Annotated in this window: 23 protein-coding genes; 13 read left to right on the forward strand and 10 right to left on the reverse strand. The window is 63.0% G+C overall.

The window, feature by feature from the left end:
* Positions 1-319: 319 nt before the first annotated feature.
* The 4 genes from EOA19_RS32215 to EOA19_RS32230 form a co-directional block, all read right to left on the reverse strand.
* Positions 320-1,192 (reverse strand): MBL fold metallo-hydrolase, encoded by an 873-nt coding sequence (locus EOA19_RS32215; protein ID WP_128305869.1) that lies wholly within the window; start codon positions 1,190-1,192, stop codon positions 320-322.
* Between the two features lie 147 nt (positions 1,193-1,339).
* Entirely contained in the window at positions 1,340-1,999 is a 660-nt protein-coding gene (locus EOA19_RS32220) for a peroxiredoxin (RefSeq protein ID WP_128305870.1), read from the reverse strand.
* Positions 2,000-2,221: 222 nt separating this feature from the next.
* The gene (locus EOA19_RS32225) at positions 2,222-2,587 is read right to left on the reverse strand and encodes a cell division protein ZapA (RefSeq protein ID WP_128305871.1); all 366 of its coding nucleotides are present in this window, start codon (positions 2,585-2,587) and stop codon (positions 2,222-2,224) included.
* Between the two features lie 12 nt (positions 2,588-2,599).
* The gene (locus EOA19_RS32230; protein WP_013529251.1) at positions 2,600-2,872 is read right to left on the reverse strand and encodes a DUF4164 domain-containing protein; all 273 of its coding nucleotides are present in this window, start codon (positions 2,870-2,872) and stop codon (positions 2,600-2,602) included.
* Positions 2,873-3,135: 263 nt separating this feature from the next.
* Here EOA19_RS32230 and tkt point away from each other — a divergent pair, with 263 nt between their 5' ends.
* The 7 genes from tkt to EOA19_RS32265 all read left to right on the forward strand — a co-directional run bounded on the left by tkt (position 3,136) and on the right by EOA19_RS32265 (position 12,584).
* Entirely contained in the window at positions 3,136-5,127 is a 1,992-nt protein-coding gene (tkt, locus tag EOA19_RS32235; protein WP_128305872.1) for a transketolase, read from the forward strand.
* 154 nt (positions 5,128-5,281) lie between these two features.
* Positions 5,282-6,292, forward strand: a complete 1,011-nt coding sequence (gene gap, locus EOA19_RS32240) for a type I glyceraldehyde-3-phosphate dehydrogenase (RefSeq protein WP_128305873.1) — start codon at positions 5,282-5,284, stop codon at positions 6,290-6,292.
* 218 nt (positions 6,293-6,510) lie between these two features.
* Positions 6,511-8,400, forward strand: a complete 1,890-nt coding sequence (locus EOA19_RS32245; RefSeq protein WP_128305874.1) for a potassium/proton antiporter — start codon at positions 6,511-6,513, stop codon at positions 8,398-8,400.
* 146 nt (positions 8,401-8,546) lie between these two features.
* A complete protein-coding gene (locus EOA19_RS32250) occupies positions 8,547-9,743 on the forward strand; it encodes a phosphoglycerate kinase (RefSeq protein WP_128305875.1) in 1,197 nt (398 codons plus the stop codon).
* A gap of 134 nt (positions 9,744-9,877) precedes the next feature.
* The gene (locus EOA19_RS32255) at positions 9,878-10,903 is read left to right on the forward strand and encodes a class I fructose-bisphosphate aldolase (RefSeq protein ID WP_128305876.1); all 1,026 of its coding nucleotides are present in this window, start codon (positions 9,878-9,880) and stop codon (positions 10,901-10,903) included.
* A 164-nt stretch (positions 10,904-11,067) separates the two neighbouring features.
* Entirely contained in the window at positions 11,068-11,808 is a 741-nt protein-coding gene (locus tag EOA19_RS32260) for a thioredoxin family protein (RefSeq protein ID WP_128305877.1), read from the forward strand.
* A gap of 62 nt (positions 11,809-11,870) precedes the next feature.
* Positions 11,871-12,584 (forward strand): SGNH/GDSL hydrolase family protein, encoded by a 714-nt coding sequence (locus EOA19_RS32265; protein ID WP_128305878.1) that lies wholly within the window; start codon positions 11,871-11,873, stop codon positions 12,582-12,584.
* A 32-nt stretch (positions 12,585-12,616) separates the two neighbouring features.
* Here EOA19_RS32265 and EOA19_RS32270 read toward each other — a convergent pair whose 3' ends face one another.
* Together EOA19_RS32270 and EOA19_RS32275 are read right to left on the reverse strand one after the other, a co-directional pair.
* Positions 12,617-12,778, reverse strand: a complete 162-nt coding sequence (locus EOA19_RS32270) for a hypothetical protein (RefSeq protein WP_082525434.1) — start codon at positions 12,776-12,778, stop codon at positions 12,617-12,619.
* Between the two features lie 117 nt (positions 12,779-12,895).
* Complete coding sequence (locus EOA19_RS32275; RefSeq protein WP_128305879.1) at positions 12,896-13,843, reverse strand: ring-cleaving dioxygenase; 948 nt, start codon at positions 13,841-13,843, stop codon at positions 12,896-12,898.
* A gap of 313 nt (positions 13,844-14,156) precedes the next feature.
* Between EOA19_RS32275 and EOA19_RS32280 the strand changes: the two genes are divergently transcribed.
* The 4 genes from EOA19_RS32280 (at position 14,157) to EOA19_RS32295 (ending at position 16,328) form a co-directional block, all read left to right on the forward strand.
* Positions 14,157-14,324 carry a hypothetical protein gene (locus tag EOA19_RS32280; RefSeq protein WP_013529241.1) on the forward strand — a complete coding sequence of 56 codons (168 nt, stop codon included), beginning with the start codon at positions 14,157-14,159 and terminating at the stop codon, positions 14,322-14,324.
* A gap of 88 nt (positions 14,325-14,412) precedes the next feature.
* The gene (locus EOA19_RS32285; protein WP_128305880.1) at positions 14,413-15,003 is read left to right on the forward strand and encodes a DJ-1/PfpI family protein; all 591 of its coding nucleotides are present in this window, start codon (positions 14,413-14,415) and stop codon (positions 15,001-15,003) included.
* Between the two features lie 72 nt (positions 15,004-15,075).
* The gene (locus tag EOA19_RS32290) at positions 15,076-15,483 is read left to right on the forward strand and encodes a hypothetical protein (RefSeq protein WP_128305881.1); all 408 of its coding nucleotides are present in this window, start codon (positions 15,076-15,078) and stop codon (positions 15,481-15,483) included.
* 125 nt (positions 15,484-15,608) lie between these two features.
* A complete protein-coding gene (locus tag EOA19_RS32295; protein ID WP_013529238.1) occupies positions 15,609-16,328 on the forward strand; it encodes a YafY family protein in 720 nt (239 codons plus the stop codon).
* Positions 16,329-16,387: 59 nt separating this feature from the next.
* On the opposite strand, the gene EOA19_RS32300 is transcribed toward EOA19_RS32295, so the two are convergent.
* The 4 genes from EOA19_RS32300 to EOA19_RS32315 form a co-directional block, all read right to left on the reverse strand.
* A complete protein-coding gene (locus tag EOA19_RS32300) occupies positions 16,388-17,083 on the reverse strand; it encodes a DUF1013 domain-containing protein (protein ID WP_023810957.1) in 696 nt (231 codons plus the stop codon).
* A gap of 307 nt (positions 17,084-17,390) precedes the next feature.
* Positions 17,391-18,038, reverse strand: coding sequence for a hypothetical protein (locus EOA19_RS32305; RefSeq protein WP_023810956.1), 648 nt, complete (start codon positions 18,036-18,038; stop codon positions 17,391-17,393).
* A 277-nt stretch (positions 18,039-18,315) separates the two neighbouring features.
* Positions 18,316-18,456, reverse strand: coding sequence for a DUF1127 domain-containing protein (locus EOA19_RS32310; RefSeq protein WP_013529236.1), 141 nt, complete (start codon positions 18,454-18,456; stop codon positions 18,316-18,318).
* A 193-nt stretch (positions 18,457-18,649) separates the two neighbouring features.
* Complete coding sequence (locus tag EOA19_RS32315; RefSeq protein WP_032909131.1) at positions 18,650-19,660, reverse strand: NAD(P)H-quinone oxidoreductase; 1,011 nt, start codon at positions 19,658-19,660, stop codon at positions 18,650-18,652.
* Between the two features lie 123 nt (positions 19,661-19,783).
* Between EOA19_RS32315 and EOA19_RS32320 the strand changes: the two genes are divergently transcribed.
* Both EOA19_RS32320 and EOA19_RS32325 read left to right on the forward strand, forming a co-directional pair.
* A complete protein-coding gene (locus EOA19_RS32320) occupies positions 19,784-19,978 on the forward strand; it encodes a DUF1192 domain-containing protein (RefSeq protein WP_023810953.1) in 195 nt (64 codons plus the stop codon).
* The gene (locus EOA19_RS32325) at positions 19,975-21,315 is read left to right on the forward strand and encodes an MFS transporter (RefSeq protein ID WP_348629860.1); all 1,341 of its coding nucleotides are present in this window, start codon (positions 19,975-19,977) and stop codon (positions 21,313-21,315) included. Before EOA19_RS32320 ends, EOA19_RS32325 begins: the two co-directional genes overlap by 4 nt.
* Positions 21,316-21,331 lie beyond the last annotated feature (16 nt).

Below are 21,331 nucleotides of genomic sequence, written 5' to 3' on the forward strand. Positions count from 1 at the left end.
ACAAACTCCAACTTCCCATCCATCACGCTGGTGTTCCCAAATGGCATCGCGAACCTCCCGGCGCAAAGCACGCCAAACTGTTCGCGATGTCCTCGCACACCTGTTCGCGATGTCTCCGGTCCAAACACCCCCTTGCGGGGGAGATGTCCGGCAGGACAGAGGGGGGTGTGAAGGATCGCTACTTTCGGCGTCAGTCACCCAACCGAAGACTGAAGGCACAGCCACAATTAGCTGACAGGTTGGCGGGACAGCACCCCCTCTGCCCTGCCGGGCATCTCCCCCGCAAGGGGGGGAGATTGGCAACTTCGCCAACAGCCCCTCAAAGCCCGTCCAGCGGAAATTTCAGGTACCGCAGGCCATTGGCTTCGGGTTCGGGCAGCCTCCCGCCATTCATGTTGACCTGCAGCGCATGCAGGATCAGCCTTGGCATCGGCAGCGTCCTGTCGCGCGCCTCGCGCAAGGCGACGAACTCGGCCTCGCTACGGGCGGCGGCAAGATGGGTGTTGGTTGCCTTCTGTATGGCGACCGTGCTTTCCCACAAAGGTTCGCGGCCGCCGGCCTGATAGTCATGGCCGACGAACACCCGCGTCTCGTCCGGCAACGCCAGTATGTCCTGGATCGAGCGCCAGAGCCGCGCGGCACTGCCACCGGGAAAGTCCGTCCGCGCCGTGCCGCTGTCGGGCATGAACAGCGTGTCGTGGATGAAGGCGGCATCGCCGATCAGATAGGTGATCGAGGCCAGCGTATGGCCGGGCGAGAACAGCACCTTGACCGGAAGAGTACCCACCTGGAAGGTTTCGCCTTCACCAAACAGCCTGTCCCACTGCGAACCGTCGGCGGGAAAATCCGGCCAGTTGTAGATCGCCTTCCACAAATTCTGGACGTCGACGACCCTGTCGCCGATCGCTGTCGGCGCTCCGGTCTTCTCTCTCAAATAGTGCGCCGCCGAGAAATGATCGGCGTGCGGGTGGGTGTCGAGGATCCATTCGACGCTCAGTCCCTGCTCGCTGACGAAGTCGAGCAGGACATCGGCATTCGTCGTTGCCGTAGCACCGGATTTCTCGTCGAAATCAAGGATCGGATCGATGATGGCGCATCGCTTCGTCGCCTGGTCGGCGACGACATACTGGATGGCCCCGGTCGGCTTGTCATAGAAGCCGCTGACCTGCGGCTTGGCCAAAGCTACGTCCAATTCCGGCTTCCCCAACTCTCGGTCGCCAGGAATGATTTTCTCTGACGACACCCGAGAGGAGCATGGTTGTCCGCTCGGGTGCGGCAGTCAAGTATCACTTGGCTCGCAAGGGCGAGAAGGCCAAAGATCGTTCCGAAGCGCCTGGGATCAGGCCGATGGCTGCTTGGTCTTCCGCAGATAGGGCAAAATGGTCTCGTAGGCGCCGAAGCGCTTGATCGCGTCTTCGTTGGAGACAGCAGCGGTGATGATAACGTCCTCGCCCTGCTTCCAATTCGCCGGTGTCGCCACCTGGTGCTTGGCGGTGAGCTGCATGGAATCGACCGCGCGCAGGATCTCATCGAAATTGCGCCCCGTGGTCATCGGGTAAGTCAGCACCAGCTTGATCTTCTGGTCAGGTCCGATGACGTAGACCGAGCGCACCGTGGCATTGTCGGCCGGCGTACGGCCCTCCGACGTCTCGCCGGCACCGCCCGGCAGCATGTCGTAGAGCTTGGCGACCTTGAGGTCCTTGTCGCCGATCAGCGGGTAGTTCACCGAATGACCGGTCGCCGTCTTGATGTCGTCCTGCCACTTGCCGTGACTTTCGACCGGATCGACCGAAATGCCGATGATCTTGACATTACGCTTCTTGAACTCGCCTTCGAGCCCCGCCATCGTGCCAAGCTCGGTCGTGCAGACCGGCGTGAAATTCTTCGGGTGACTGAACAGGATCGCCCAACCGTCACCGATCCAGTCATGGAATTTGATCGTCCCTTGCGTGGTCTCGGCGGTAAAATCCGGCGCAATGTCGTTGATACGAAGGCTCATGGTACATCTCCCCTGTAAACGGAACCGTCGGCAGCGAGGAACAGCACGCGGCAATCACGCCGACATCAAGCTGTCCCGCCCGGCATCGTTGCATCTTAGCGCAAAAATCGTGGCTGCAAGATAATATGAAACTCTTGTCGGCGGCAGGCGAGCATTTTTATGCTGCCGAATACGCTGCGCGCGTATGAGAGCCTGTTGGGCTGGACAGGAAAGGTTCCTGCCTCAGGTTTTGTTGACCGCCAGCGTCACAGCCAGGTCTTCCATGCGCTGTGCCAGCGCGCCGAGCGCGTTGGTCAGCACGCTATCGCTTTTGTCGGCCTTGGTCAGAGCCTCGTCGCGGGTCTTGCGCAGGGTCAGCACTTCGCTTTCCATGCCCTTGACGCGTTTCTGCAACTCCGAGAGTTCATCCATCACCATGATGCCGGCCATCACGGTCAGTCGCTGATCGCCGATCTCGCCGAACGAGTCCTTCAGGTGTGAAACATAGCGGTCGAAGCGTTCGGCAAGGTCGATCAGATGCTCTTCCTGGCCCTCGTCGCAGGCCATGCGATACTGCTTGCCGTCGATTGAAACCGTGACCTGTGCCATCGGGGCCAGCTCCTATCTGTCCAACACGGCGCGGATGGTTTCCATGGCGGTCACCAAACGTCGCGAGACTTCCTTGTTGGCATCTTCCAGCCGTTCGGCGCGCGCTTCGGAATTATCGAGTTCCTGCGCCAGCCGCGAGCGGTCGGCATTCATCCGCTGCACCTCGGCCTCGGCTTCGGAGTAGTCGCGTTCATGCTCGAGCTTGGCCGCGACGGCGTTTTCCAGCCCCTCGATGGCCTTGCCCAGCCTCGCGATGACTTCCTTGAGTGTGGCTTCCCCGGTCATGGCCTTCGTCCTGTGCCCTGCCCATCACCGAATCGTTCACGTTCAGAACGCGTTATCCCTGAAACATTAGGCACCGGGTGAAGGCAACGTCAACAAAGCTCTCGCGACTGTCCCCCGCTAACGCTAATGTAGGTCCGCCGCCGGCATCACAAGACCGGCAAATGTGCACCCGATTTGTTGACTAAAAGCCCGCGCCTGCTATGTGTCGCGCACCCTTTTCAAGGGCTCTCCCAAGCCCCCAAACCCCCACTTCTGGAGGAACCATGACGTCGCGTGAACAACATGACCGGATGGCCAATGCGATCCGCTTTCTCTCCATGGACGCCGTCGAGAAGGCAAATTCCGGCCATCCAGGCCTGCCCATGGGCTGCGCCGATATCGCTACGGTGCTGTTCACGCGCTTCCTGAAATATGATCCCAAGGCCCCGCACTGGGCCGACCGCGACCGTTTCATCCTGTCGGCCGGCCATGGCTCAATGCTGCTCTATTCGCTGCTGCATCTGACCGGCTACGAAGACATGACCCTCGACCAGATCAAGCACTTCCGTCAGTTGGGCTCGAAGACCGCCGGCCATCCCGAATATGGCCATGCCGCCGGCATAGAGACGACGACGGGCCCGCTCGGCCAGGGTCTCGCCAATTCGGTCGGCTTCGCGCTCGGCGAGCGCATCATGAACGCCGCCTTCGGCAACGATCTCGTCGATCATTACACCTATGTGCTGGCCGGCGACGGCTGCCTGATGGAAGGTGTTTCCCAGGAAGCCATCGCGCTTGCCGGCCATCTCAAGCTCAACAAGCTGATCGTCTTCTGGGACAACAACGACATCTCGATCGACGGCCCGGTCTCGCTGTCCGACAACACCGATCAGGTCGCCCGCTTCCGGGCCTCCGGCTGGAATGCCAGCCACATCGACGGCACCGATCCGGAAGCCATCGCTTATGCCATCGAAGCTGCCCGCCATTCCGACAAGCCGACGATGATCGCCTGCAAGACGACCATCGGCTTCGGCGCGCCAACCAAGGCTGGCACCAACAAGGCGCACGGCTCCCCCCTGGGCGCCGACGAAATCGCCGGCGCGCGCAAGTTCTTCAACTGGGATTCGCCGCCCTTCGAGATTCCAGCCGACATCCTCGACGCCTGGCGCACCGCCGGCAAGGCCGGCGTCAAGGCGCGTACAGACTGGGAAGGCCGCCTGGCCAAGGCCGATGCCAAGCTGAAGGCCGAGTTCGAGCGCCGCATCAGCGGCAAGCTGCCGTCCAATTTCGACGCCGTCATCGCTGATTACAAGAAGAAGCTGTCGGCCGACAAGCCGAAGGTCGCCACCCGCAAGTCTTCCGAGATGGCGCTGGAAGTCATCAACGGCGCCGTGCCCGAGACCATCGGCGGCTCCGCCGACCTGACCGGCTCCAACAACACCAAGACCAGCCAGACCAAGACCATCACGTCGGACGACTATGGCCAGCGCTATGTCCACTACGGCATCCGCGAGCATGGCATGGCGGCTGCGATCAACGGCCTGACGCTGCATGGCGGCCTCATCGCCTATGGCGGCACCTTCATGTGCTTCTCCGACTATGCCCGGCCGTCGATGCGGCTGGCCTCACTGATGGGCATCCGCTCGATCTTCGTCATGACCCATGATTCCATCGGTCTGGGCGAAGACGGCCCGACCCACCAGCCGGTCGAGCATCTGGCCGCATTGCGCGCCATTCCCAACCACAATGTCTTCCGCCCGGCCGACGCTGTGGAAACCGCCGAATGCTGGCAGATCGCCCTCGAGTCGGAAAAGACGCCGTCGACGCTGGCGCTGACACGCCAGAACCTGCCGACGGTACGCAACGAATTCGTTGCTGAGAATCTCAGCAGCCAGGGCGCCTACGAGCTGGCTGCCGCCAGCGGTGAAGCGGCGGTGACGATCTTCGCCACCGGCTCCGAGGTCGAGATCGCGCTCGGCGCCCGCGACCTGCTGGAAAAGCACGGCCATCCCACCCGCGTCGTCTCGGTGCCCTGCTTCGAACTGTTCGACCAGCAGAGCGACGACTACCGCAAGAAAACGATCGGCAACGCGCCAATCAAGATGGCGATCGAAGCCGGCATCCGCCAGGGCTGGGATCATCTGATCGGCTCCGACGGCATCTTCGTCGGCATGACCGGCTTTGGCGCCTCAGGCACCATTGAGCAGCTCTATCCGCATTTCGGCATCACCGCCGAAGCCGCGGCCAAGGCGGCGGAAACCCGCCTGCATGCCAAGTAGGTTCAAGGTTCGGCGAAATCGCGTAAGGCGGTCTCGCCGGGCCGGCCCAACTTAATCGATTTAAATCCACGCCACTGCGGCTGGATTCTTTCTGCTTCCACAGCTATGAAACTGCGGACCCCTCATCCGCCCTCCAACTCCCAGGGAGAGAATTATGACCGTCAGAGTTGCCATCAACGGATTCGGCCGCATCGGCCGCAACATCCTGCGCGCCATCCATGAATCCGGCCGCAAGGACATCGACGTCGTCGCCGTCAACGACCTCGGCCCGGTCGAGACCAACGCGCACCTCTTGCGCTACGACAGCGTGCACGGCCGTTTCCCGCATGAAGTCTCGGTGTCCGGCGACCAGATCACCGTCGGCAAGGAGACGTTCAAGGTCACCGCCATCAAGGATCCGACGCAGCTGCCGTGGAAGGAACTGGGCATCGACATCGCGCTCGAATGCACCGGCATCTTCACCGCCCGCGACAAGGCAGCGGCACACCTGACCGCCGGCGCCAAGCGCGTCATCGTTTCGGCCCCGGCCGAAGGCGCCGACCTCACCGTGGTCTACGGAATCAACCACGACCAGTTGACCAAGGACCATATCGTCATCTCGAATGCGTCCTGCACCACCAACTGCCTGGCGCCGCTGGCAGCCGTGCTGCATGAGGCGGTCGGCATCGAAAAGGGCATGATGACGACGATCCATTCCTACACCGGCGACCAGCCGACGCTGGACACCATGCACAAGGATCTCTACCGCGCCCGCGCCGCTGCCCTGTCGCAGATCCCGACCTCGACCGGTGCCGCCAAGGCGATCGGACTGGTGCTGCCCGACCTCAAGGGCAAGCTCGACGGCATCTCGATCCGCGTGCCGACCCCGAACGTCTCGGTCGTCGACTTCAAGTTCATCGCCAAGCGTTCGACCACGGTGCAGGAGATCAACGAAGCGGTGATCGCCGCCTCCAACGGCAAGCTGAAGGGCATTCTCGGCGTCACCCATCACCCGAATGTGTCGATCGACTTCAACCACGATCCGCGCTCCTCGATCATGGCGCTCGACCAGACCAAGGTGATGGACGGCAACTTCGTGTCGGTGCTGTCCTGGTACGACAATGAATGGGGTTTCTCCAACCGCATGGGCGACACATCGGTCGCCTTCGGCAAGACCATCGCCTGATCACAAAACTCTCTTTTCGAGACTTGGAACGCCCGGCTTTGCCCGGGCGTTTTTCATGAGCGCAGCTTGCGCCTTTCCAAATTGTGTCCTGGACGCCAAAACATCCAAAAATCAGCGGCATAGGCCAAAAAGCCACCCTGCCGCCTTGCACTGGTCACGTCTTCGCCCCACTCTCTCGCAAAGCAGGAGACAGACGAATTTGAGGGGCTGATTTCAGGATGGAGCATGCGATCTATCTCGTCACGCTGGTCGGCACAGCGCTTGTCGTCGCCGCCGCGTTTTCGAGCCTGATCGCCTTCCGCTTCGGCGCCCCTCTTCTGCTCCTGTTTCTCTGCATTGGCCTCGCCACCGGCACCGACGGACTCGGTATCCAGTTCGACAACGCCCGCATCGCTTATTTTGCCGGCTCACTGGCGCTGGCCGTCATCCTGTTCGATTCCGGTTTCGGCACGCCGCTCAACGCCTTGCGGCAGGCTGCAGGCCCGGCTTTGTCGCTGGCGACCTTCGGCGTGCTTGTCACCACCGGCCTGTTCGGCGGCGCCGCCCATTATCTGCTCGATCTCACCTGGCTGGAATCCTTCCTGCTCGGGGCTGCCGTCGCCTCCACAGATGCGGCGGCCGTGTTCTTCCTGTTGCGAGCCGGCGAGATCAATCTGCGCGAACGCGTGCGCTCGACGCTGGAGGTGGAATCCGGCACCAACGACCCGATCGCCATCTTCCTGACCATCACGCTGGTAGAGATCATCGCCGCCCACGCCAACCCCGAGACCAATGTTCTGGTCACCAGCCTGTTTCTCGGCTTCCTCCTCAACATGGGCCTCGGTGCAATCGTAGGCGTGCTGGGCGGTCTCGCCATCGTGCGCCTCGTCGACCGGCTCAATCTCGACCACGGCCTGCTGCCGATCTTCGTGCTGACCTTGTCGCTGATGGTGTTTGCAGCAGCCGGCGCCATTGGCGGCTCAGGCTTCCTGGCGGTATATATTGCCGGCCTTATCGCCGGCAATTCCGACATCCGAGCCGTCACCATCCTCAAGCGTTTCCAGGACGGCATGTCGTGGCTGGCGCAGATCATCATGTTCCTCATCCTCGGCCTGTTCGCGACGCCGTCGCAGTTTCCGGCGATCATGGTGCCGGCGGTGCTGCTCGGCCTATTCCTGATGTTCGTGGCGCGGCCAGTCGCCGTCTGGCTCTGCCTGATCCCGTTCCGTCTGCCGCGCCCCGAAGTCGCCTTCATCTCGTGGGTCGGCCTGCGCGGCGCGGTGTCGATCCTGCTCGCCATCACCCCGCTGCTCGGCGGGCTGGAAAACGGCCGTGTCATCTTCAACAGCGCCTTCATCATCGTGCTCGTGTCGCTGGTCATCCAGGGCTGGACGGTCGGACCGCTGGCGCGCCGCCTCGGCCTGATCGTACCGGCACGGCTCGGACCGCTGGACAAGGTCGAGCTGGAACTGCCGGGCTCGGCCCATCACGAGCTTCTCGCCTATCGCGTCGCACACGGCAGCCCGGTGGCGCGCGGCGAGCGCATCCCGCGCTGGGCACGGCCCTCGCTGGTGCTGCGCGACGGCCGCTCGATGCGCTTCCAGGACATGGGCCGGCTCGCCGCCGGCGACCAGGTCTATATTTTCGTGCCGGACCGCTATCCGCGCCTGCTCGACAAGCTGTTCGCGAGCCGTGCCGTGGTCGATCCCGAGGATGCCGATTTCTTCGGTGCCTTCGCGGTCGACCCCGCGCGCTCCGCCGCTGAACTGGAAGCGGCCTATACGCCGGGCCTGACCGAAGCGGAGCAAAAGCTCACCGTTGGCGCGCTGGTCACGGCGCGGCTCGGCGGCCATGCCGAATATGCCGACCGCGTCCTGCTCGGCCCGATAGAACTGATCGTCCGCGACGTCGACGACAAGGGCAAGATCATAGGCCTCGGTCTGTCTTTCGAGCCGACCGCGCCGGTGGCGCGGGTGCCGGTCTTCCTCAGCGCCGGCGAAATCGGCGACCGTCTTTCCGCCTTCATCCGCAACTGGCGCAAGCCGACCGAGACGCAGGAGACCGAGGCGCGGGCGGACGAAAAGCCGGCCCCGGAGCCGGCGCCGGAAAAGGCAGCAACCGAAAGCTGACAAAACCGCTATTGAGCGCTGCCATTCATCCGCCCTGCCGGCGCAAGATCGTACCCAGTTCAAAATTTCGGTTCGAGCGCGCCCTAAGCCTTGCATCGTCACCGATGCGGGGTATGGTCCCCCGGTTTTTCGCGAAAGGAACCCGCATGGCCGCCTTCAAGACACTCGACGATATCGGCAACATCAGCGGCAAGCGCGTGCTGGTGCGCGTCGACCTCAACGTGCCTGTCACTGAGGGCAAAGTCACCGATGCCACCCGCATCGAACGCATCGCACCGACTATCGCCGAGCTATCGGCCAAGGGCGCCAAGGTCATCCTGCTCGCCCATTTCGGCCGGCCCAAGGATGGCCCCTCGCCCGAATTCTCGCTGGAGCCTATCGCCAGGGCGACAGCCGACGTGCTCGGCCGTCCCGTCGGTTTCGCCTCGGATTGCGTCGGCGACACGGCCGGAAGCGCTGTCGCCGCCATGAACAAGGGCGACGTGCTGCTGCTCGAAAACACCCGCTTCTACAAGGCCGAGGAGAAGAACGAGCCGGCCTTCACGGAAAAACTCGCCGCCAATGGCGATATCTTCGTCAACGACGCCTTCTCGGCCGCGCACCGCGCGCATTCTTCGACGGAGGGGCTGGCGCATCTGTTGCCGGCTTTTGCCGGCCGCACCATGCAAGCCGAGCTTGAGGCGCTGGAGAAGGGCCTGGGAAAACCGGTTCGTCCGGTCGTCGCCATTGTCGGTGGCGCCAAGGTCTCGACCAAGATCGACCTTTTGATGAATCTGGTGAAGAAGGTCGACGCACTCGTCATCGGCGGCGGCATGGCCAACACCTTTCTTGCCGCGCGTGGCACCAATGTCGGCAAATCGCTGTGCGAGCATGATCTCGCCGCGACCGCCAAGCAGATCATGATCGAGGCGGCCGAGGCCGGCTGCGCCATCATCCTGCCGGTCGACGGCGTCGTCGCCAGGGAGTTCAAGGCGGGCGCGGCCTGCGAGACCGTCGCTATATCGGATGTGCCGGCCGACGGCATGATCCTCGATGTCGGCGCCAAAACCGTGACGGCCATCGGCGAATGGATCGACCGCGCCGCGACACTGGTCTGGAACGGCCCGCTCGGCGCCTTCGAGATCGCGCCCTTCGATCATGCGACGTTGGCAGCTGCCAAGCACGCGGCGTCGCGCACCAAGGCCGGCAAGCTGGTCTCGGTCGCCGGCGGTGGCGATACGGTGGCGGCGCTCAACCATGCCGGCGTCGCCGACGACTTCACCTATGTCTCGACCGCCGGCGGCGCTTTCCTGGAATGGATGGAAGGCAAGCCGCTGCCCGGCGTCGACGTCTTGAAGCGCTGAGGCTCCGAGGCGATCAACACTCGGAGAGCGAACAAGGCCGCCCGAGGCTTTCAATCGATTCGAGCTTTCCGATGCCATTCCTTTGGCGGTAGACTTCCGTTAAGCGCGGAACAACCGTTTCAGGAGAAGCCACAATGAGCGAACGTCTCGAAGACATTGCCGCTGCGATCGTCGCCGATGGCAAGGGCCTGCTGGCCGCCGACGAAAGTTCGGGCACCATCAAGAAGCGCTTCGACGTCATTGGCGTCGAATCGACAGCCGACAGCCGCCGCGATTACCGCGAGATGATGTTCCGCACCAGGGAGGCAATGACCCGCTACATCTCCGGCGTCATCCTCTATGACGAGACGATCCGCCAGAAGGCCGCCGACGGCACGCCGCTGGTCGACATCATCAAGGCGGCCGGCGCCATCCCCGGCATCAAGGTCGATGCAGGCGCCAAGCCGCTGGCCAGGTTTTCCGGCGACACCATCACCGAAGGCCTCGATGGCCTGCGCGAGCGCCTTGCCGACTACTACAAGCTCGGCGCCCGCTTCGCCAAATGGCGCGCGGTGATCGACATCGATGTCGCCAAAGGCGTGCCTTCGGGGACCTCGATCGGCTCCAACGCCCATGCGCTCGCCCGCTATGCCGCTCTTTGCCAGGAAGCCGGCATCGTGCCGATCGTCGAGCCGGAGGTGCTGATGGATGGCGCCCACGACATCGACACCTGCTACGACATCTCGAAAGCAACGCTGATCAAACTTTATGACGAACTCCATGCAGCGCGCGTCGTGCTGGAAGGCACTATCCTGAAACCGAACATGGTGCTGGCCGGCAGGAAATCGGGCAAGGTGAGCAGCCCCGAAGAAGTCGCCGAAAAGACCATAAAACTGTTCCGCGAAACCGTGCCGGCAGCGGTGCCGGGCATCGCCTTCCTCTCCGGCGGCCAGGAGGACGAGGAGGCGACCGCCAACCTCAACGCCATCAACGCCATCGGGCCGCACCCGTGGAAGCTGACCTTCTCCTATGGCCGGGCGCTGCAGGCCGCGCCACAGAAAGCCTGGAGCGGCAAGGCCTCGAACGTCGCCGCCGGTCAGGCCGCCTTCACCCATCGCGCCCACATGAATCATCTGGCAGCGCTCGGAAAATGGAAGGCGAGCCTGGAACAGGCCGCCTGACCACAGTCCTTTCTTCCTCCTTCGAACCCGGGCCGATGCGCCCGGGTTTTTGTTTGTGACTTGCCGGGCTTGGGGCGGGGCCTCTCCGTCCTTATTTCCTCTCGGGCGATGTCGGGTTGTGCTCATCCCGAACGTCCTTGGAATGACACTTCAGGGAGAGGTTCATGCATCGAAACAAGGTCGTTTCGCGCGAAGACTGGTTCCAGGCGCACAAGGCGCATCTGGAGCGCGAGAAGGAACTGACGCGGCTCCGCGAGCGGATCGCGGCTGAGCGGCGTGAATTGCCCTGGCTGAAGATCCGGAAGGACTATGTCTTCGAGACCGGGCAAGGGCCGAAGAGACTGGCCGACCTGTTTGCCGGCAGCAGCCAGCTGATCGTCTATCACTTCATGTTCGGGCCGGGCTGCGTCAATCATTGCGAGGGCTGCTCATTCCTTGCCGACCATATCGACGGCGCCAATCAGCATCTGCGGCATCACGACGTGTCGCTGGTCGTGGTTTCGCGCGCTCCACTGGCGGAACTTCTGCCTTACAAGCAGCGCATGGGCTGGAAGTTCGATTGGGTGTCGTCCTATGCCTCGGATTTCAACTTCGACATGCAGGTCTCCTTCACCGACAAGCAGATCGCCGCCGGCGACACCACCTACAATTTCGAAACCCGTCCACGGACATCGAAGGAGCTTCCCGGCACCAGCGTTTTCTACCGGGACGAGACCGGCGACATCTTCCTCACCTTCATGTCGCGCGCCCGCGGCGGCGAGGCGCAGATCGGCGCCTACGACTATCTCGACATGACGCCGAAGGGCCGCAACGAGAACGGCCCCTATCATGGACTGATGGATTGGGTGCGGCTGCACGATGAATATCAGGGCAAGCAAGCGGGGCAGGCGAGTTGCTGCGATTGAAGAGCGTTCCCGTCGACCAAAACATGCGCTAAGGCTGCCGCTGATCGTTTAACGGTACTGCTATGCGCTTCCCGGCCCTACTCACCTGGCTCGCCTTCCCGGTCTATATCTGGCAAGGCCTCGGCGTGCGACGCCGCACCACGCGCATGCTGCCGGCGCAAGGGCCGGTCATGCACGAAATACCAGGCAAGGCGCCGGCGATCTCGCTTCTGGTGCTGGGCGATTCCTCCGCCGCTTCGGTCGGCATCGGCAATTCGGAAGACGGGCTTGCCGCGCAGCTCGCCGTGCTGATTTCACAAAGCACAGGCCGCGCCGTGCGCTGGCGGGCGGCCGGCTTCAATTCGGCAACGTCGGGCCAGATCCGCGACCATGTCCTGCCCAATCTGTCGGCCGATCCGTGGACGCATATCGTGCTGGCCATCGGCACCAACGACGCCAAGAATTTTCACTCTGTGCCGCGCTTCAAGAAGGAGTTCGGTGGCCTGCTCTACGGCCTGCGCGCCAAATGGCCGGAAGCACGCGTGGTATGGTCGCCGGTGCTGGAGTTTACCCGGGCGCCGGCCATGCCGCCGCTGCTCGGAAAAATTCTTGAGATTCGCGCCACCGACATGAACCGGATGGGCGAACGCCTTTGCCTGGAGCGCGGCGCGGTGCCGGCGCCACGCCTGCCGATCACAAATCCCCAGGCCGGCTTCGCCTCCGACGGCTTTCACGCCTCGGAAGCGGGTTATCGAGCATGGGCGGAGCATCTGGTCGGTCCTGTGCTGGCCCTCTGAAGGGCTGGCAGCCGGCCTCGCCCGTGCGGGGCCTAAGTCCAGTGCCCAAGCACGGCTGTTATCGAAATCGCGGCCATCGCCAGCAGCGCCAGCTTCCAGAAGTCGCTGCGCCGTTTCAGCCCGGGCCAGCCGAGCGGCTTGATCAGCTGAATGACCATGATGCCAACAATGACAAGCGCGAGAAGTTTCGACATGCCGCTTTTGACCAGCAACGCGGCCGGCTGTCAAAGCACCTCGTTCATTGCCCGAGAAAGAACGGACGCCGCGATCCCGAACCGGAACGCGGCGCCCGCCTTTGACCGGGGAGCTGCCTACTTCAGCGGCTTGAGGCCGGCCTCGATCGAGGCGCGTTTCGGCTCGAGGAACGGCGGCAGGGCCAGATTTTCACCCAGTGTCTCCAGCGGCTCGTCGGCGGTGAACCCGGGCCCGTCGGTGGCGATCTCGAACAGGATGCCGTTCGGCTCGCGGAAATAGAGCGAGCGGAAATAGTACCGCTCGACCTCGCCGCTCGACGGCAGCCGGAACTCGGCCAGCCGCGCCGTCCATTGATGCAGCGTCTCCTGGTCCGGCGCCCTGAAGGCGACATGGTGAACCGCACCCGCGCCTTGCCGTGCCGGCGCCAGTCCCGGCTGCACCAGGACATGCAACTCCGCCGCCGGCCCGCCCTCTCCCATTTCGAAGACGTGAACCTGCCCCTCCGGCGAGACATAGTCGCGCGCCTTGCGCATGTTCATCACTTTGGTCACCACCGCTTCGGTGTTGGTGATGTCGGGAACGCTGATGACGATCGGCCCGAGCCCGCGTATCTGGTGCTCGACCGGTACCGGGCTTTGCGCCCAGGGATGGCTGCCGCCCTTGCCGCCATCGCTGACCAGGCGCAGACGCTGGCCCTCGGGATCTTCGAAGTCCAACGACGCATAACCGCCGATGTCGGCGACCTCTCCTGTTGCCAGGCCTTCATCGGTCAAGTGTTGCTTCCACCAGGCAAGGCTCTCCCGGCTGCCGACCCTGAGGCTGGTCCGCACGATGCTGTGCGTGCCGCGCCGCTCGCGGCCGACCGGCCAGTCGAAGAAGGTAAGGTCGGTGCCCGGCGTCGCTTCGCCGTCGGCATAGAAGAGGTGGTAGGCCGAGGTGTCGTCCTGGTTTACGGTCTTCTTGACCAGCCGCAGACCCAGCACCTTGGTGTAGAAATGAAGATTGCCAGGCGCATTGGCGGTGATGGCGGTCAGATGGTGGATACCTGTCAGTTGCAAGCTCATCGTCGTCTCCCTGCTGTTGGGGAAGAATTTTCTCCCTTCATATCAGACCTGCGGTCACCTCGCTGAAGGCCTCGTATTCCGACAGTCCGTCGCCGGACGCTGAACAGCGGCGCCGAAAACAACGTCGTCGCCATGAACAATCGGACGTCGCAAACCTGCCTTGAGGCACCGCTCGATGCGGCGAGAAGCGATGCCTTGCCTGCGGCGCGCACACCGGCCGCAACTATTGTCTCGCGCCCTGACATCCTCCTGACAGACTGCTGTCAGGAGGGGTATGCGATAGTGCCTCTACACAGAGAGAGGAGACTTAGCCATGAACGGTTACACCATTCTGCGCGGCATGCAGCACTATGTCGGCAAGATCCGGACGATGCGCAACGAGATCCGCACCCAGCGGTTCATGAACTCGCTGCCGGCGGACATTCGCAAGGATATCGGCTGGCCCGACATGTACGCGGACCGTGGCCCTCGCGGCAATTGAAGCCAATTTTTCGACCCGGCGATTGGATGTGGGCGCGTCAACGCCCAGATAACAAGCAGGGCAACAGGTCGACACGCGGAGCGCACTTATGCCCGAACAAAAGACAATCGGTTTCCTTTTCATCGAAGGCTTCGCTGACTGGGAGTATGGGCTGCTGGCGGCCTCGGCGGTCGAATGGTTCGGCGCCCGTGCCGTGTCGCTGACGCCTGATGGCAAGCAGGTGACGGGCATTGGCGGCTTTCGGCTGATCCCTGATCGCGCAACAGGCGCCGGCGAGAATGCCGATCTCGATGCCATTGCCGTCATTGGTTCCGACCAGTGGACGGGCAAGGCACCGCCTGATGTAGGCGACCTGCTTGCCGCCATTGCATCGCGCGGCGGCGTGGTCGGCGGCATCTGCGCCGGCACGCTGGCGCTGGCCCGAGCCGGCCTTTTCGAGAAGGCCAGGCATACCAGCAATGGCCGCGAGTGGATCAAGGGTCATGAAGCCGGTTATGCCGGTGCCGAGAACTACGAGGATGTGCCGCATGCCGTAGCCGACGGCAACATCGTTTCCGCACCGGGCTCGGCACCAGGCACCTTCGCACTCGCCTTTCTGAAGGCGCTCTACCCGGAAAAAGGCAGCGATCTCGCACAGATGCGGACGCTGTTCGCCAAGGAGTATGCTGAAGCCTCCTGACAGTATGCTGTCAGGAGGGGCGTGCAATGGTGCCAGCTTCGGACACCGCGCATTGGCGTCAAAGGACGATCGATGAAGAGTTGGAACGACAGACTGAGCACACCAGGCATCAACGGCGTGAGGCCGACGCCGCGCACGATGGCCGATGTCGTCGAAGGCCAGCCTATGCTGGTGCCGACGGCGCGCCAGGTGGATGATTTCATCCGCTCGATTCCCGAAGGCGTCGAGATGGATGTGCGTGCGCTGCGTACAGCACTTGCCATCGAGCATGGCGCCGAAGTGACATGCCCGGTCACCATAGGCTATCATCTGCGCACTGTTGCCGAAGCCGCCAACGAGGACCTCCAGCGCGGTATGACGCTGAGTGACGTGGCACCGTTCTGGCGCGTGCTCGATGCGAAAACACCGACGACGAAGAAACTGTCCTTCGGCGCGGAGTTCGTCGCCGCGCAGGGCAAGCGCGAAGGGCTGAAGCCATGATACATGCCGCCCAAAAGTGTTCTGCGGTTTTGGGATAGCGGCATGCGCGAAAACACGATGCATGCCACCCAGAGGTGGACCGGTTTCGGGCGACATGCATAGAGACAACGCCGAGGGACCATACGATGCGCCGCGCCGACAGGCTCTTCCAGATCGTGCAGCATCTGCGCGGTGGCCGACTGGTCACTGCCCAGAAGCTCGGCACGTGGCTCGAAGTTTCCGAGCGAACCATCTATCGCGACATTGCCGATTTGCAGTCGACCGGAGTGCCGATCGACGGCGAGGCCGGCGTTGGCTATATGATGAGGGAGGGTTTCGACCTTCCGCCGCTGATGTTCACGCGTGACGAGATCGTCGCGCTGGTCGCCGGCGCCCGCATGGTGCGCGCCTTTGGCGGTGCCGCCATGGCGAGGGCCGCCGACGAGGCGCTGGTCAAGATCGGCGCCGTATTGCCCGATGCCGAGAAAGACCGCATCGCCCGCACTGAGATCCACACACCGATGTGGGTGGTCAGCGACGCTGCTCGCGAGGCGATTGACCTGATCGAGCGCGCGGTCGAAAAACGGCAGGTGCTGACCATCGACTATTCCGACGAGGCCGGCCGCGGCACCGCCCGCGATATCCGCCCGCTCGGCCTGTGGTTTTGGGGCAAGGTGTGGACGCTGGTCGCCTGGTGCGAGATGCGCGACGATTTTCGCGCCTTCCGCATCGATCGCATCGCCTCCGTGGTCATCGCTGGCCGCATCTTCAAGCCCGAGCGCGGCAAGCAGCTTGCCGACTTCTACCGCGCGGTGGAGCGCAGCGAAGATTATGGCATGGCGCCGGATCGCGCGGCGCGCAGCTGAGTTGTTGACCCAATAAAAAGCCCGCTCGAAGCGGGCTTTTATTAGAATGTCAGACAACCTCACTCGTCGTCGTCATTGTCCGTGTTCTTCGACTTCAAGGCCGAAAGCTTGGCGAACACGGCGTTGGCGTCGAGTTCGGCATCCTCGTCCTTGGGCTTCTCGGGAGCCGGCACCAGCCGCTCGGTCAAGGCCGCCGGCAGCAGCGTGTCGCCGACCGGCTGCGCCTGTTCGCGGCCGCGCGAGGCGCGATTGACTTCCATGTCGAGGTCGATCTGCGAGGCGAGGCCCAACGTGACAGGATCCATCGGCTGCAGATTGGCCGAATTCCAGTGCTTGCGCTCACGGATCTGTTCGATCGTCGACTTGGTGGTGCCGACGAGGCGCGAGATCTGCGCGTCCTTGAGCTCGGGATGGTTGCGCACCAGCCACAGAATCGCGTTCGGCCGGTCCTGGCGCTTCGACAGCGGCGTGTAGCGCGGCCCCTTGCGCTTGGATTCGGGCACCCGGACCTTGGGGTCCGAAAGCTTCAGGCGCTGGTTCGGGTCCTTCTCGGCACGGGCGATCTCGTCGCGGGTCAGCTGTCCGGTCATGATCGGGTCCATGCCCTTGATGCCTTGCGCCGATTCACCGTCGGCGATTGCCTTGACCTCGAGCGGGTGCAGCCCGCAGAACTGCGCGATCTGCTCGAAGGAAAGTGCGGTATTGTCGACCAGCCAGACAGCGGTCGCCTTGGGCATCAGCAGCGTATTGGCCATTTTACAAATCCTTCTCGTTCGCCCGCGTTCCCGCGCGGGCGGTGGTTTAGAGCCACCAAAATGGGAAATTCGCGGTCTGTATAACCGCTCTCGGGTCGTTTCGCAACGTTTTTGGAGCCAAGACCGCACCGCGTGCGCTGCGCGCTCCCAAGACCGTCAGATCGCCCGGAGCGCGGCCGTCCCTTGTTCGACGGATGGCGCAAAAAATCGCGCGTCGGCTTTCCGGCCTGTCGGTATCGGCCCGACAGCTCCACCTTACCCGAGGTCGAATGCCTCGAAACGGTAGCGGCCCAGTTGTCATCCAGGTTCAGTAGAACGGCGAATATGGCTCCAGCCCCGCTCGCGTGAAGATGGAAATGGGGTGATCAATTCGCGCGACAACGCCGGCCCCCAAGTTGATGCCCGTTCCGTCGCAAACACTAAAGATTTTCGACCGCGTTCCGATCAGCACATGGACCGGTTTTCCTGCCTGGACGGGGTATGTACTGTTGTGAATGAAAAGGACCCCGCTCGCTTGTAGCGTGTCGTGCGCATTGCCGTTGCTGCTCGAAATTTCGACGTAGTCGCGACCTGCGAATGAATTGTTCGTCCAGATGCCGACAACCCCTTCCACCGAGAGCCAACCATTCGCCCAGCCGTCCGCATCGCGCGGATGGTATTGTCTGAACAGGCGATAGGTTACGCGGTCCGATAGCCAGAAAACCGTTACGTAGCCGTCCATGTCCGGCACATAGGTGAACCAGATGCCGGTCTCGCTCGTGGCGCGCAGGCCATCAGAATCGTATGGGTCCAGATTGTTGGCACTGACGAAATCCATTGAGAGCGGTACCGGATCGGTCACGGCATGATCGTAGAGTTGGGTGAGCGTCCACCGTCCATTGTAGTTGAACCACTTGTCGAAGTAGGTTTCTCGATCGACCCCGCAGAGGCGCGGCTGGCGGCCTCCCTTGCGCAAGGGCGGCCGTTGAAGGTCAACCTCAGATTGCTGTCGAGCGCATGCGGTTGATGGCCCCAAAAAGACAAAACCCGCCGGACGGGGTCCAGCGGGCTCGGAACCGGCGACGGCAAAACCGTCAGCTCCGGCTCTTGCTTCTACGGCAAGGTCCGCTCCTTAGAGCAATTCCGGGAAAAGCGTGAAACGGTTTTCCGTCCGGAGTCGCATCGGCAGGAGCTAGAGCGGTTCAGCGTTTCCGTGAAACGGTGAGCCACCCTACAGCGAACCATGCTCGAATTCAGATGGCCCTGCGGGCGATCTTTTCGATGTCGGCGCGGTTGATGCCGAGATCGCTGAGTTGACGTGCGTTGAGACGGTTCAGTTCGCGGACGGTCTCGGTGTACATACGCCAGTTACGGAAAGCGCGGATCGGGTTCATGGTAGTCCTCCAAAATGATGTTCGTTTCGATGGTGCTCAAATAGGCGTCATCGATGAGGACTTGAATGGCTGATTTTGCATAGCAATGATGCAAATGCTGCATTGCAGCATTAAGCTTCTGTTCATCTTGTAGGCAGCCACGGGCGCGGACCTCGCTCGGCCGGCCTGCAGGCCGGCCGAGTATCGATACGGCCTAGCCGACGTCGAGCACGATCTTGCCGATATGTTCGCCGTCTTCCATCCGCTCATGCGCCCGCCATGCTTCGCTGAGCGGGAAGATCATGTCCATGACAGGAGCAACCTTGCGCGTGCCGAGCAACGGCCACACCTGCGCTTCCAGCGCCGCCGCGATCGCCGCCTTGAACTCGACGGTGCGTGGCCTCAGCGTCGACCCGGTGTGGGTAAGCCGCTTGACCATGATCTTCGAAAAATCCGCGCTTGCGACAGCACCGGCCTGCACGGCGATCTGGACGATCCGGCCCTCAACCGCAGCAGCCTCGTAGTTGCGCCCCACATAGTCGCCGCCGACCATGTCGAGGATGACATTGGCGCCCTTGCCCCCCGTCGCCTCCTTGACTGCGGCGACGAAATCCTCCTCGCGATAGTTGATCGCCCGGTCTGCGCCGAGCTTCAGGCAGGCGTCGCATTTCTCCTTGCTGCCCGCGGTGGTGATGACATAGGCGCCAAAGGCCGAGGCAAGCTGGATTGCTGTCGTGCCGATGCCGGACGAGCCGCCATGGACGAGCAGCGTCTCGCCTTTCTTGAGGGCGCCACGCTCGAACACATTGTGCCAGACGGTGAAGTAATTCTCCGGCACTGCCGCGGCTTCGGTATGGGTGAAGCCGGCGGGCAACGGCAGCACGCTGCCGGCATGGACCTTGACATATTCGGCATAGCCGCCGCCGGGCGTCAGTGCACAGACGCGGTCGCCAATGCGCCAGCGTGATATGTCGTCGCCAAGGGCCGCCACTTCACCCGACGCCTCGAGGCCCGGCAGGTCGGATGCGCCGGGTGGTGGCGGATAGGCGCCTTTGCGCTGCTGGACGTCGGGCCGGTTGACGCCGGCGGCATGCACCTTGATCAGGATCTCGCCGGGCCCGGGCTGCGGCACGTCGCGTGTTTCCGGCTTCAGCACCCGAGGGCCACCCGGCTCCGAGATCGCGATGGCCGTCATCCTTGCCGGAATTTTCTGTCCGCTCGCCATGAGATTTCCCGTCTTTCCTCGCCGTTATCCGATCGGCTGTTTGCATCGACGCCCCTGCCCTATGTATGCTGATTGCCAAATCAGGCAAATGGCCAATCTGGTCTTGGCGGAGGAGGAGCGACGATGGCGATCTTCGACGACGAACCCAAGAAGAAGGCGCGCCCGCACGAGATCGGGCAGGACCTGTCACTGCTTTCCGTCAGCGACTTGACCGAGCGGATCGGCATCCTGCGCGACGAAATCGCCCGCCTGGAAGCCGAACTCAAGGCCAAGGACACCACCAAATCCGCGGCCGAAGCACTGTTCCGCCGCGGATAGCCGCGCGGGCGCAAAGCCCGCCGCCGAAAAGCCCGAATGCGACTGTCTTCAGACCCAGCGTCCCCGCCAAACCTGAGCCGGATCAAACAATGTTCGCAACCTACAGACCGATCCTCTCGCTGCTTCGCGGCACCGCTTTCCTGCTGGCGGCATCTGGATTGCATGGGCTGCTCTTGCCCCTGCGCGGTCAACTGGAAGGTTTCTCGACCGCATCGCTCGGCCTGATGGGCACGGCGTGGGCCGGCGGCTTCGTCACTGGCTGCTTCTTCGCACCGCGCATCGTGCGCCGCGCAGGCCACGTGCGCGCATTTGGCGCCTTTGCCGCATCCGGCGCCATCGTGGCGCTGCTCACCGGGTTGATCATCGACGAATATGTCTGGATCCTGCTGCGCGCCTTCACAGGCTTCACCATGGCCGGTGCCTTCATGGTCATCGAAAGCTGGCTGAACGAGAAGGCCACCAACGAGAACCGCGGGACCGTCTTCGGCCTCTACATGATGGTCACTTATGCCTCGATCATGGGCGGGCAGATGATCGTCGCCGGCGGCGACGTGAAATCGGCGTCGCTGTTCATGATCACCGGCATCCTGTTTTGCCTGTCGCTCATTCCGACCGCGGTCTCGAGCGCCTCCCACCCCAAGCCGCTGCAGGATGTCTCGCTCGACGTCAAAGGCCTTTATGCCAATTCGCCGGTTTCGGCGGTCGCCTGCGTGTTGATCGGCATCGCCAACGGGGCCTGGGGCACGCTTGGCGCGGTCTACGGCGCCCGTATCGGCATCTCCACGGCCGAGATCGCCCTGATGATGAGCCTTGTGGTCGTTGCCGGTGCCGCCATGCAGCTTCCCGCCGGGCGCATGTCCGACAAGACCGACCGGCGTTTCGTGCTGGCGGGCGCTGCTTTCGGCGCGGCCTTGTTCGCGCTCCTGATCTTCCTGTTCGAGCCACGCTCCGGCGTCTTCGTCATCGTCTTCACCGCAGCCTATGGCGCCTTCGCCTACACGCTCTATTCGATCGCCGTGGCGCATGCCAACGACCACGCGCGCTCGGAGGATTTCGTCAAGGTGTCGGGCGGACTGCTGCTGCTCTACGGCTTCGGCACGATGATTGGACCCTTGCTCGCCGCCGCCCTGATGGGCTGGATGCGCCCGGAAGGCCTGTTCCTGGCGACCGCCTTCGCGCATCTTTGCCTGGCGGGCTACACGCTGCTGCGCATCAGCCGCCGCGCGCCGGTGCCGATCGGGGATCGTGACGCCTTCAAGACGCAGCCGGCCGACCGTTCGGTGACGCCGGAAGCATTGCGGCTTGATCCCAGAAGAAAAGCAGAAGCAGACGGTTGAGATTCGAAAGGCTTTG

This window comes from Mesorhizobium sp. M7A.F.Ca.US.010.02.1.1, assembly GCF_004023085.1.
Classification (GTDB): domain Bacteria; phylum Pseudomonadota; class Alphaproteobacteria; order Rhizobiales; family Rhizobiaceae; genus Mesorhizobium.